The sequence below is a fragment of the Vreelandella piezotolerans genome, from assembly GCF_012427705.1.
Lineage (GTDB): Bacteria > Pseudomonadota > Gammaproteobacteria > Pseudomonadales > Halomonadaceae > Vreelandella > Vreelandella piezotolerans.
On the sequence record NZ_CP048602.1, the window covers coordinates 1,915,475 to 1,927,520 of the forward strand.

The following is a 12,046-nucleotide window of genomic DNA, read 5'->3' on the forward strand; positions in this document are numbered from 1 at the left end:
AACGTAAGAGTGGATGGCACCTCGCCTAACAATGGCCAAGGGCGCATCGACTACTCACCATTCATCGCTGATAGGGGTTACACCATGCCAGAGACACTTCAGGATAGCACTACTGGGCGCCACCAAGACAACGTCGACGCCGCAGAAGTTGCGAAATTTGAAGCACTTGCCAGTCGCTGGTGGGATCCAAACAGTGAATTCAAACCGCTCCACGATATCAATCCACTGCGACTTGATTTTATCGATGCCAGAGCGGGGCTTGCCGGAAAAAAGGTCTTAGACGTTGGCTGCGGTGGCGGCATTCTGAGTGAAGCGATGGCCCATCGAGGTGCCCATGTGACGGGTATCGACCTGGGCGAAGCACCGCTTGGCGTTGCCCGCTTGCATGCTGAAGAAAGTGGGGTCGAGGTCGATTATCGCCATGTTAGCGTCGAAGGCTTAGCAGCCGAACAGCCTGGTCATTACGATGTGGTGACCTGCATGGAGATGCTGGAGCACGTCCCTGATCCTGCTTCGGTCATTCGTGCCTGTAGCGTACTGGTGCGTCCCGGTGGTTATGTGTTTTTCTCTACGTTGAACAGAACACCAAAATCCTACGCGTTTGCCATTGTAGGCGCAGAGTACGTGCTCAAATTATTGCCCCGCGGCACTCACGATTACTCGAAATTCATCCGCCCTTCTGAGATGGCCCAATGGGCACGCTCGTCAGCGCTAGAAGTACGCGAACAAACAGGGCTGACGTATAACCCCATTACGCGTCATTATCGCTTGGTGCCCCACGATGTGTCGGTTAACTATATGATGTATTGCCGTAAAGTGAGCGAATGATGACGTCAGCTACTCCCCCCATTGCGATTCTATTCGACTTGGACGGCACGCTGGTCGACACCGCACCGGATCTCGCGGCGGCGACGAATGCACTGCGTGCGCATCACGGTTTAGATCCTTTGCCGTTTCACGTCATACGCGCCCAAGTCTCGAATGGCGGCAGCGCATTGGTGACGTTGGCACTCGGACTGGAGGCGGGTAGTGCTGAGCACGATGCGGCCAGGCAGTTCTTGTTGGATGCGTACGAGCAGGCCTTGGCCGTCGATAGCAGACTGTTCGCTCCCCTAGATGAGTGGTTGATTACCTGGGAGGGGGAAGCACGTAAGTGGGGAATCGTCACCAACAAACCACGCCGCTATACCGAACCATTGATCGAGGCGCTGGCGCTTACCCCGGGGGCTTTGTTGTGTGCTGATGACTTGAGGGTCAAAAAACCAGCGCCTGAACCACTTTGGGAAGCAGCAAAGCGATTGGGCATTCCACCCGAGGCGTGTTGGTACGTCGGCGATCATGTGAGAGACATGGAAGCCGCCAAAGCGGCTGGCATGACCGCCGTGGCCGTGGGCTATGGCTATATCAGTGAAGAGGAGGACTATCAGCAGTGGCCCGCCGACCTATGGTTTGCGACCTGCGCTGAGCTGGTGGCCGCTTTGCACGGCCACCGAACGACTTAAAAAGAGAAACGGTCAGGCGCGTGGCGGCTGGGCATCGAATTTCTGGCCGCTGACGCCTTTACTATCGGGCCCCATGAGCCATAGATATGTTGGCATGATCTCTTCAGGCGTGCGCAGCGTGAAGGGATCTTCTCCAGGGTAAGCGGTACGGCGCATTTGTGTCCGCGTTGCCCCAGGGTTCAACGTATTGACCCGCACGTTGGGCTGCTTATCCAGCTCGTCAGCGAGCACTTCCACAAAGCCTTCCGTTGCAAATTTGGAGACCGAATAGGCTCCCCAGTAAGCGCGGCCCTTCCGCCCTACGCTAGACGACGTAAAAACTACCGAAGCATCATCGGATGCTTGCAGCAACGGCAGCAGCGCCTGTGTCATCCAAATGGGACCATTGATATTGACCTGCATCACCTGTTCCCACAGCTCAGGATTATACTGCTCGAAAGGAGTGATACGGCCCAGCAATCCCGCATTATGCAATAGGCCATCCAAACGCCCGAACTCTTTGTCCAGCGTTTCTGCCATGTCATGGAAGTCCTTGAGGGTCGCGCCTTCGAAGTTGAGCGGAAAAATGGCGGGCTGTGGGCCTCCCGCTGCTTCGATTTCATCATAAACGCGTTCAAGCTTGGCAATCGTGCGCCCTAACAGCACCACGGTAGCCCCATGGCGGGCATAGGCTAATGCCGCCGCGCGACCAATCCCATCTCCCGCACCGGTTACCAACACGACGCGATTTTCGAGCAGATTGGGCGCTGGTTGATAGTCGATTTTACAGCTCATGAGGTTTCCTTGAGGCGTTTCTCTTCACACTTGTTAACCTGCGGATTGGCGTAAGAAATCGTTGGCCAACCCTGCGGCACTGCTTTGCGGATAGTCGTCGCGGACCTGCTCTAACAGTTCACGACTGCGTTGAGCTTCCCCTTGACGTGCTTTGACCAAGCCAAGCTTGTAGAGCGCATCGGGCACTTTGGTACTGCCGCTGTACTGCTCGATGACACGGGTAAACGCTTGGTCTGCAGCGTCCAGCTCACCCTCCGCAGCGTAGAGCTCGCCAAGCCAGTAATGACCGTTCGCGGTCAAGCTGCTATCGGGGTGGTTGGACACAAAGGCCTCGAACGCCGCAATAGCGTCCCCAAATTGGCGGGCTTGTACATGGGCAAAGGCAGCTTGATAGTCGGCCTGGGCATCTTCGGAAACGTTTCGCGAGGAAGGTGCCTGTACGACCTGCTCTGCAGCCTCGGGCTCGACCTCAGGAGTGGCCTGCTCGATTTGACTTGGCGCGCTGCTCATCAAGCGATCTTCGATATCCAGGTATTGCTGCTGCGACTGGTTTCGCAATTGCTCCAATTGATGCCGCAGCTCTTCGATTTGGCCCCGTAGCTGCTGGATTTCCTGCTGATGTTCCTGCACTTGATTGAACAGCACCAGATTGCCACCCGATGCTTCTTGCCGCTGCGTTTGCTGATAAAAGCCGCTGGAAGAACCAGAAGAGAGATCTTGCACGAGGGGCTGTTGTGCCAACGCTGTACCGGACAAAAATGATAAGGGCAATACGGAAAGCGGGAGCGCCAGGGCTCCCGCACCGCACAGCCTCTCAACATAGCGCTTGAGACTGTGATTCATATTAGCTCCGAGCGATGCGATTGGCGTGCCTGCACACGCCAATACGATCAGTAGTTAAAGACGACGCGACGGTTCTGCGAGTAAGCACTTTCGTTTTGGCCGCTCGCTGCCGGACGCTCTTCACCGTAGCTAACTACGCTCATTTGTGACGGAGAAACGCCCTGAATGTTCAGGAAGCGCTGCACGGCGCCGGCACGACGCTCGCCTAGTGCCATGTTGTATTCACGAGTACCACGTTCGTCGGTGTGGCCGTGCAAAACCACACGGGCATTCGGGTTGGCACGCAGGTAGCGCGCATGCGCCATCACGACGGATTCATACTCGCTCTTGATCGTGTCACGATCGTAATCGAAGTAGATCGTACGCACTTCAGGAATGCGCGAATCGGCCTGCTGGCCAGCGCCTGAACCCGATGTTGAACCATACTGACCACCTGTGCCCACACCCGACGTGTTAGCACCCATACTGCTGCCATCCTGGCTTCCGTACGAGTCACCGTCCTGGGTTCCGCCGGTGCTGGAACAGCCAGCGATCACTACGATAGATAACGCGACTGCCAATGAGCGAGCCAACGGCTTAAGTTGCATAATCAGACTCCTTGCCTGAAAACAGAGATTAGTGCTGTTCATCTATTAATTTAAGAAAGGCGACCACGCAGGGTCACGTACATCACCTTGTGCTGCGGGCAACCTAAATGACGAGCGGCCATCGGCTGAAACGGCACTTAGTACTCCGCTATTACCCTGTTGGGTAGCGAAGATTACCATGGTCCCGTTCGGTGCAACACTAGGAGATTCATCTCTTGTGGATTCGCTCAACACCACCAAGCGACCGCCATCAAGATTTTGCTTGGCCACTTGGAAACCGCGGCTCGAACGGTGAATCATAAAGATCTCTTCACCGTCAGGTGAAAAGCGTGCACGGGCGTTATAGTTACCCGTGAAGGTCAATCGGTTGGTCTCTCCACTACCCAGCGAGGTTTGATAGATTTGTGGGCCGCCGCTGCGATCGGAGGTAAAAATCAAGCTGCGACCATCCGGAGACCAAGCGGGTTCGGTGTCGATACTATTGCTTTGAGTGATACGCTCCAAAGAACGACTGGCCACGTCCAGCACGTAAATTTCCGGCTGACCGTCTTTAGAAAGTGACATGGCGATACGGCGGCCATCGGGAGACCACGTCGGTGCGCCATTGATGCCGTCGAACGAGGTGGCTTGAACGCGCTGGCCTGTATTGACGTCCTGGATGTAAATAGATGGCTTGCCAGTCTCGAACGAGACGTAAGCGAGTTTGCGGCCATCCGGAGACCATGCCGGTGACATGATCGGCTGATCGGATGTCAATACTTGCTGACTGCGGCGGCCATCGGCATCGGCAACGTACAGGCCAAACTGCATGTTGTCGCCCAGCCCCTGAGCCGTCACATATGCAATGCGCGTCGAAAATGCGCCGCGAATATCCGTAATGGCTTCGAAGATTTGATCGCTGATGTAGTGCGCTGCGCCGCGAAGATCGTTACTGCTCGCCGTGACGGTTTCACTGATCATGGGGCGCTGGCCACTAATGTCGACCAAATCGAACTGTAACTCATACCCCCCACCTGTTTGCTGGGCACGCCCCACGACGAGGTAGCGAACGTCCAGCGACCTCCAGGTGCCAAACTCGACGTCCGACGCTTGGCTGGGACGGTCAAACATGGCGCTACGCTCGAGCGGTGCGAAAAAACCGCTACGCTCGAGGTCGTCTTGCACGATTTGAGCAACGTCCTCGGGTAAGCCTTCGTTGCCTGCAAAGGGAACGACGCCAATGGGCAGCGCTTGATCACTGCCGCGGGTAATTTCAATGGTTAGATTGGCACTTGCTACGCTGCTGATCAGTAGCAGTACGCAAAAGAGCCACACTTTGCTTAACGTTTGCATCAGCGAACATCCCCCGGGGTAAATCGCAGATTAAATTGACGTAAAGTACGCTGCTGCTCCGCTGGCAAGTCACGTAACTCGCTGAACGGGGCAGCATGCTCGACCGCTTGCATGGCCGAACGATCAAATGCACTGTCGCCGCTGGAGGCGGCCACAGAAGTCGCTAACAGCTCACCCGATGGGCCAAGCCGTACTTGTATCGTAGCACTCATCGAATCACTCGCAGCGGGCGGAATCAGCCACGCCTGCTCAACGGCACGGCGCACGATGTTGATGAAGCTGTTCGCTGCTTGCTGTGCTTGCTGAGCATTGGCAGCCGCCTCTGCTTCTCCAGCGAGCTGGCGCTGCATAGCGGCTTCTGCCGCCTCTGCGGCGCGACGCTCTTCGGCTTCCCGTTGGCGCTGGGCTTCTGCCTCACGCGCGCGCTGCTCCTCTGCTTCTCGTTGGCGACGAGCCTCCTCTTCGCGCTGACGCTCCGCCTCTGCCTCCCGAGCACGTTGCGCTTCGGCTTCTTCACGTGCGCGCTGCTCTTCGGCTTCGCGCTGACGTCTAGCCTCCTCTTCGCGAGCACGCTGCTCTTCCGCCTCGCGCTGACGTTGAGCTTCTTCCTCGCGTTGACGCTGTTCCTCGGCCTCACGCTGACGCTGAGCCTCCGCTTCCGCTCGTGCACGCTCTGCTTCCACCTCTCGCTGACGCTGGGCTTCTGCTTCTTCGCGAGCACGCTGCGCTTCGGCTTCGCGAGCCTGAGCTTCGGCTGCCTGCTGTTCGGCCAACCGTTCAGCCTCTTCAGCACGACGCTGCGCCTCGGCTTCGGCCTCTGCTTGCGCTTGTTCGAGGGCGCGGGCTTGTTCAGCCGCTTCGGCCTCCGCTTGTCGCTGGGCTTCGGCGGCGGCCTGCTCCTCTGCAGAGGGCTCTTCGCTGGGCGGTTCTGGATCGGGCGTTTCAGGCTCAGTGGCACTGTTCATAGCCGCCTGCTGCTCGGTGACTTGCTGAGCCTGATCGGTAAACGTTTCCGTGCTCACGAACGTCGCTTGTACGATCGAAGAGGAGTCAGGCTCGGCCGTCATACTGGGTAGCTTTATCAAGCTAAACACGATGACGAGCAGGTGCACGGCAATGGCCAAAATCGTCGGCCACGTATAGCCAACGTCTTGAGGGTCACGCGGTGGTTTCACAGCCATGTGCGACTCGCCCTTAACCATCTTGCGGCGGCTCGGAAAGCAGCCCCACGTTGGCGACACCCGAGCGCTGCAGCGTGCTCATCAGAAGAACGATCTGGCCATAGGGTACATTGCGGTCACCCCTCACCATGACCGGTGTTCCCGGGCGGCGTTGCAGAATGGCCACGACCCTTTCCGACATCTCGTCGAGCGTCACGGCCGTCGAGTCCTCACCCAACGTAATGAAGTAGCCGCCCTCTCGATCGACTGAGATGATGATCGGGTCATTATCTTCCTGAGTCTCAATAGGCTCGGAGGTGACCTGTGGAAGGTCGACCTGCACACCCTGCGTCAGCATAGGAGCGGTAATCATAAAGATGACCAACAGCACGAGCATGACGTCGATGAAGGGGACGACATTGATTTCCCCCATCGGCTTGCTTTTGCCACTACGATTGAACGGACCTTGCATGGCAGACTCCCTTAACCAGCGCTAGGTTTGCCGTCACGCCCTTGCAGATTACGATGCAAAATGGCGTGAAACTCCTCAGCAAAGTCTTCGTATTTGCCCAGTAGGCGGGACGCATTGTTGGAGAGACGGTTATAAAAAATAACGGCGGGAATCGCAGCGAAGAGCCCCATGGCGGTGGCAATCAGCGCCTCTGCAATCCAGGGGGCCACCGTGGCGAGCGTGGCTTGTTGCGTCATGGAGAGCGACTGGAACGACCCCATGATGCCCCACACCGTGCCAAATAGGCCGATATAGGGACTGGCAGAGGCGACCGTTGCCAAGAACACGAGATGCTGAGTCAGACGATCCTCTTCCCGCGACCAGGCAACGCGCATGCTGCGTTGAACGCCTTCGAGAACGGTGTCAGCACTGCGAGTCTTGGGCATCAAGCGATTGAACTCACGAAAACCAGCTTGAAAAATATGCTCTGCGCCGTGCCGAGGATCGTCCGCAGGAATCTCACGGTAGAGTTCGTTCAAGTCAACGCCAGACCAAAACGACTCTTCGAACTGGTTGTACTCCTGCTTGGCTCGTCGTAGCGCGATACTGCGCTGAAAAATCACCACCCACGAGAGAATTGACCCCACCACGAGCAGCAACATGACCAGCTGTACGACCGTGCTGGCGCTCATTATCAAGTGGGGAATGGACATGGCGTTATCGTTCACAGTTGCCCTCTTCAATCAATTAGTGTCGTTATCGACGGGATACGGTGTTAAGTGATGATGGCCACGCTTTGGGGCGCAGTGTTGCTGCGTGCAAGCAGGCTATCTCGACTGTGGCAGAGCACAAGAGTTCCTTTTCACGAAAAACCTGCTGCGCGAACGTCATTCGGCAGCGTCCCTGCTCCGCGATGCTGGCCGTCACCGTGAGCGCCTCATCTAACCGGGCCGGTTTGGCATAGTGACAGGCCATGCGGTATACCACTAGCTGCGTACCTTCGTCTAGCAGCGTTTGCTGGTCGAGGCCTAAATCTCTCAACCACTCACTGCGTGCACGCTCCATAAACTTCAAGTAGTTAACGTAGTAGACAATTCCCCCCGCGTCAGTATCTTCCATATAAACCCGCACGGGGATGCTAAATGTTTCGCTCATGGTCGACGCTCTCCCTCGGCATTGATCGAATGCTCGTGGGGCACGCGGTCGAAGTGCAACCAAGCTTGGCGGGTAACCACGCGTCCCCTGGGGGTACGCATCATTAGGCCTTGCTGAATCAAATACGGCTCGATAACGTCTTCGATGGTATCGCGCTCTTCGCCAATGGCGGCAGACAGTGAGTCGACCCCGACCGGACCGCCATCGAACTTGTCGATCATGGCCAGCAGCAGGCGTCGGTCCATATGATCCAACCCGTGATGATCGACGTTTAGCATATTGAGTGCCGCATCGGCGAGCGTCACGTCCACCACGCCGTCGCCCTTGATGTCGGCGTAGTCGCGTACCCTGCGCAGCAACCGATTGGCAATACGAGGCGTCCCACGAGAGCGCCGGGCGACTTCGATGGCCCCTTCACGGCTGGTTTCCACGCCAAGCAAACGGGCGGAGCGCGCGACGATTTCGGTTAGCTCTTCGAGGTTATAAAATTCGAGGCGTTGCACGATGCCAAAGCGGTCGCGTAGCGGAGACGTGAGCAGTCCTGCTCGTGTCGTGGCACCTACCAGTGTGAACTTTGGGAGATCCAGCTTGATGGATCGCGCTGCGGGGCCTTCACCGATCATGATATCGAGTTGAAAATCCTCCATCGCCGGATACAGAACTTCCTCTACCACGGGAGAGAGGCGGTGGATTTCATCGATGAACAGCACATCGCCAGGCTCGAGATTCGTGAGCATGGCGGCAAGGTCGCCGGCGCGCTCGAGCACCGGACCAGACGTCGATTTCAACCCGACGCCCATTTCGGTGGCAATGATGTTTGCGAGCGTCGTTTTGCCCAACCCTGGCGGGCCGAAGACCAGGGTGTGGTCCAGACTCTCCTCGCGCAGCCGTGCCGCCCCAATGAAAATCTCCAACTGCTCGCGCACCCGTGGCTGGCCAATATAATCCTTGAGGTGCTTGGGACGAATCGCATGGTCGATGCGCACTTCGCCTTGCTCGGGCTCGGCGGCAATTAATCGGTCGTGTTCTAACATAGTGACTCTTCTGGAGTGCTTACCAAGGCGTACTCATGATACCCGTACAGCTCAACCAGACATTCGCTTGGTCAATGCGGCTTTGATGAGGGCTTCGGTGCTCTGGTTCGGATCAACATCGGCGAGCATTTTGGCCGCCTCGGTCAACTTATAACCCAGGCTGACGAGAGCGGCTTCTGCGTCTGCCAAATGGTCTCTAGGCGCGGCTCGTCCACTGGTAGCTTCTAAAGCGAGGGGAGCATGACTGCCCTGCTCCCAATCCGGAAAGCGGTCGCGCATTTCGATGATCAAACGCTCCGCCGTTTTTTTACCCACTCCTGGCAGCTTCGTCAGTGCTTTGCTGTCGTCGTCTCGCACGCAGCGCATAAAAGCGTCTTCATCCATACCGGATAGAATCGCCAAGGCAAGCTTGGGGCCGACGCCGTTGACTTTGATTAGCGCACGAAATAATGCCCGTTCATGCTCGCGTCCAAAGCCATAAAGCAAATGGGCATCGTCACGTATTGTCAGATGGGTATATAGCATCACCTGCTCGCCAGGGGCTGGCAGCGCCACGAAGGTGTTCATTGAGGCTTCGAGCTCGTAACCTACCCCGTGAACGTCAACCACCATCCACGGCGGCTGTTTTTCCAGCAATAAGCCCGTCAAACGTCCAATCATCCTTTGCCTCACAGCCATTCGAAGTAGCGGTCACTATAAAGCTACTCTGTACAGATGACCAGTAACCCTAAAGCCGCCAACGACCGGTAGCGCGGCGTTTACTGCGAGATGGCGTCGCCATGACGAGCGCACTCCCTGCATAGGCGTGCGTCAAGGCAATCGCCAGCGCGTCGGCAGCATCCGCTTGGGGGGTGGCCGATAGGCCAAGCAGCGTAGTGACCATGTGCTGAACTTGGCTTTTATCGGCTCCCCCTTGCCCGGTTACCGCCTGTTTGATCTGCCGCGCTGCGTACTCGGCAATGCTTAATCCATGGTTCGCTAGGCAGACCAGCGCCGCTCCACGGGCTTGACCGAGTTTCAGCGCGGAGTCTGCATTTTTGGCCATAAACACCCGCTCGACGGCGACGGCATCGGGGCGATGAAGCCCTATCACCTCGCCAATCCCTGCATAAATCTGAGCCAGGCGCTGCTCTAGCGCTCCCTCAGCCGTTCGAATGCAGCCGCTGGCTACATAGCGTGGCTTCATCCCTACTAGGTCAATCACTCCATACCCGGTGATCCTGGAACCTGGATCGATCCCCAGAATTCTAATCGTCGCAGGGGGCTGTCTTTCGTCCATGGACACTTCTCTTCGCCCTCTTCCTTTAGTACTACCTGAAACAAAAACACCGACGCTGGCGCGTCGGTGTTTGACTCGTCAATGCGATAAGGCGATCTTATTCGCCCGCAGCATCCGCCTTTACTTTTTGGCGCAAGCGAATGTTGAGCTCTTTGAGCTGGTCAGCGCTGACCTCACCCGGGGCGTCGGTCATCAAACAAGCCGCACTTTGCGTTTTCGGGAAGGCAATGACTTCACGAATGGTTTTTGCGCCCGCCATGAGCATGACCAGACGATCCAAACCAAAGGCAAGGCCGCCGTGGGGCGGTGCGCCGTACTGCAGCGCATCCAGCAAGAAGCCGAACTTCTCTTGCGCTTCTTCTTGCCCAATACCCAAAATCTCGAACACGGTGCTCTGCATGGTTTGGTCATGGATACGGATAGAGCCACCGCCAAGTTCCGTACCATTAAGCACCATGTCGTAAGCGCGGGAGAGCGCTTTGGCCGGGTCGGCCTTCAACGCTTCCGGCGAACAAGACGGTGCCGTAAACGGGTGATGAAGCGGGCTTAAGCGGCCATTGTCGTCGGCTTCGAACATGGGGAAGTCAACGACCCACAGGGGCGCCCACGCCTGGGTGTAGAGGTCAAGATCGGCCCCGAGCTTGACGCGCAGCGCACCAATGGCTTCATTGACGATACGCGCTTTGTCGGCACCGAAGAAGATGATGTCACCATCCTCGGCCCCCACACGGTCCAGCAGCTCTTCGACGACGTTCTCCATGAACTTGACGATCGGCGACTGCAAGCCATCCAGCCCTTTGGCACGTTCGTTGATCTTGATCCACGCCAGGCCTTTCGCACCATAAATACCCACGAACTTGGTGTATTCATCGATCTCTTTACGAGAAAGCTTGGCGCCACCCGGCACTTTGAGCGCCGCCACACGACCGTCGTCTGCGCTGGCCGGGCCGGAAAAGACCTTGAAATCCACCTGCTTCATGAGGTCATCGACATCCGTCAGCTCCAACGGAATACGCAGGTCGGGCTTGTCGGAACCAAAGCGGTCCATGGCTTCTTGCCAGGTCATGCGCGGGAACTCGGGAAGTTCGACACTCAACACTTCCTGGAACAACTGACGAATCATGGCTTCGGTAATGCCCATGATGTCGTTCTCTTCCACGAAAGAGGCTTCGATATCGATCTGCGTAAACTCCGGCTGACGGTCAGCACGCAGGTCCTCGTCACGGAAACACTTGGCAATTTGGTAGTAGCGATCGAAACCCGCCACCATCAACAGCTGCTTGAACAGCTGGGGGGACTGCGGCAGCGCAAAGAAGCTGCCTGCATGGGTGCGGCTAGGTACCAGATAGTCTCGCGCGCCTTCAGGTGTGGCACGGGTCAGTACCGGCGTTTCGATGTCCAAGAATCCTTGGTTTTCCAGGTAGGCACGAACGCTATGTGAAATACGCGAACGAAGACGCAGTTTCTCGATCATATCGGGCCGACGTAAATCGATATAGCGATGCTTCAAACGCACTTCTTCACCGACTTTGCCATGCTCGTCGAGCTGGAAAGGCGGCGTTGCGGCGGTATTGAGCACCTCGACGTCTTTTGCCAGCACTTCGATCATGCCGGTGGGCATGTTGGGGTTCTGAGTGCCTTCGGGGCGCAGCCGAACGCGGCCAGTGATGCGCAGAACGTATTCACTGCGAGCACGATCGGCATTAGCAAACGCCTCGGCGGTATCGGGGTCGACGACGAACTGGGCGATACCGTCACGGTCGCGCATGTCGAGAAAAATAACCCCACCGTGGTCACGACGGCGGTGAACCCAACCGCAAACGGTGACCGTTTGATCCACCAATGTTTCGTTAAGCTGGCCGCAATAATGGCTGCGCATGTCACATCCTGTTCTGTTTCGTGGCAATTAAGTTGTCTTGGGCCATGGCC

The 12,046-nt window shown here is 57.0% G+C and carries 14 protein-coding genes; 2 read left to right on the forward strand and 12 right to left on the reverse strand.

The window, feature by feature from the left end; translation table 11 throughout:
* Window positions 1–84 precede the first annotated feature (84 nt).
* Window positions 85–828, forward strand: a complete 744-nt coding sequence (gene ubiG, locus GYM47_RS08775) for a bifunctional 2-polyprenyl-6-hydroxyphenol methylase/3-demethylubiquinol 3-O-methyltransferase UbiG (RefSeq protein WP_139527572.1) — start codon at window positions 85–87, stop codon at window positions 826–828.
* Window positions 828–1,502: an HAD family hydrolase gene (locus tag GYM47_RS08780; RefSeq protein ID WP_139527755.1), complete on the forward strand. Its 675-nt coding sequence runs from the start codon at window positions 828–830 to the stop codon at window positions 1,500–1,502. Before ubiG ends, GYM47_RS08780 begins: the two co-directional genes overlap by 1 nt.
* 12 nt (window positions 1,503–1,514) lie before the next feature.
* Here GYM47_RS08780 and GYM47_RS08785 read toward each other — a convergent pair whose 3' ends face one another.
* The 12 genes from GYM47_RS08785 to aspS all read right to left on the reverse strand — a co-directional run bounded on the left by GYM47_RS08785 (window position 1,515) and on the right by aspS (window position 11,996).
* On the reverse strand, window positions 1,515–2,276 hold the full coding sequence (locus GYM47_RS08785) for a YciK family oxidoreductase (RefSeq protein WP_139527570.1): 762 nt from the start codon (window positions 2,274–2,276) through the stop codon (window positions 1,515–1,517).
* Between the two features lie 33 nt (window positions 2,277–2,309).
* Window positions 2,310–3,119 carry a tol-pal system protein YbgF gene (gene ybgF, locus GYM47_RS08790; RefSeq protein ID WP_139527568.1) on the reverse strand — a complete coding sequence of 270 codons (810 nt, stop codon included), beginning with the start codon at window positions 3,117–3,119 and terminating at the stop codon, window positions 2,310–2,312.
* A 47-nt stretch (window positions 3,120–3,166) separates the two neighbouring features.
* Window positions 3,167–3,706, reverse strand: coding sequence for a peptidoglycan-associated lipoprotein Pal (gene pal / locus GYM47_RS08795; protein WP_139527566.1), 540 nt, complete (start codon window positions 3,704–3,706; stop codon window positions 3,167–3,169).
* A 45-nt stretch (window positions 3,707–3,751) separates the two neighbouring features.
* The gene (gene tolB, locus GYM47_RS08800) at window positions 3,752–5,038 is read right to left on the reverse strand and encodes a Tol-Pal system beta propeller repeat protein TolB (protein ID WP_139527564.1); all 1,287 of its coding nucleotides are present in this window, start codon (window positions 5,036–5,038) and stop codon (window positions 3,752–3,754) included.
* A complete protein-coding gene (tolA, locus tag GYM47_RS08805) occupies window positions 5,038–6,219 on the reverse strand; it encodes a cell envelope integrity protein TolA (RefSeq protein WP_139527562.1) in 1,182 nt (393 codons plus the stop codon). Before tolA ends, tolB begins: the two co-directional genes overlap by 1 nt.
* A gap of 13 nt (window positions 6,220–6,232) precedes the next feature.
* Window positions 6,233–6,670: a protein TolR gene (gene tolR / locus GYM47_RS08810; protein ID WP_139527561.1), complete on the reverse strand. Its 438-nt coding sequence runs from the start codon at window positions 6,668–6,670 to the stop codon at window positions 6,233–6,235.
* 11 nt (window positions 6,671–6,681) lie between these two features.
* Window positions 6,682–7,377: a protein TolQ gene (gene tolQ, locus GYM47_RS08815; protein ID WP_139527559.1), complete on the reverse strand. Its 696-nt coding sequence runs from the start codon at window positions 7,375–7,377 to the stop codon at window positions 6,682–6,684.
* Window positions 7,378–7,405: 28 nt separating this feature from the next.
* A complete protein-coding gene (ybgC, locus tag GYM47_RS08820; RefSeq protein WP_139527557.1) occupies window positions 7,406–7,804 on the reverse strand; it encodes a tol-pal system-associated acyl-CoA thioesterase in 399 nt (132 codons plus the stop codon).
* Window positions 7,801–8,838 carry a Holliday junction branch migration DNA helicase RuvB gene (gene ruvB, locus GYM47_RS08825; RefSeq protein WP_139527555.1) on the reverse strand — a complete coding sequence of 346 codons (1,038 nt, stop codon included), beginning with the start codon at window positions 8,836–8,838 and terminating at the stop codon, window positions 7,801–7,803. Before ruvB ends, ybgC begins: the two co-directional genes overlap by 4 nt.
* 51 nt (window positions 8,839–8,889) lie before the next feature.
* Complete coding sequence (ruvA, locus tag GYM47_RS08830; RefSeq protein WP_139527553.1) at window positions 8,890–9,498, reverse strand: Holliday junction branch migration protein RuvA; 609 nt, start codon at window positions 9,496–9,498, stop codon at window positions 8,890–8,892.
* Window positions 9,499–9,565: 67 nt separating this feature from the next.
* On the reverse strand, window positions 9,566–10,117 hold the full coding sequence (gene ruvC / locus GYM47_RS08835) for a crossover junction endodeoxyribonuclease RuvC (protein ID WP_139527548.1): 552 nt from the start codon (window positions 10,115–10,117) through the stop codon (window positions 9,566–9,568).
* Between the two features lie 97 nt (window positions 10,118–10,214).
* Complete coding sequence (gene aspS, locus GYM47_RS08840) at window positions 10,215–11,996, reverse strand: aspartate--tRNA ligase (RefSeq protein WP_139527546.1); 1,782 nt, start codon at window positions 11,994–11,996, stop codon at window positions 10,215–10,217.
* Window positions 11,997–12,046 lie beyond the last annotated feature (50 nt).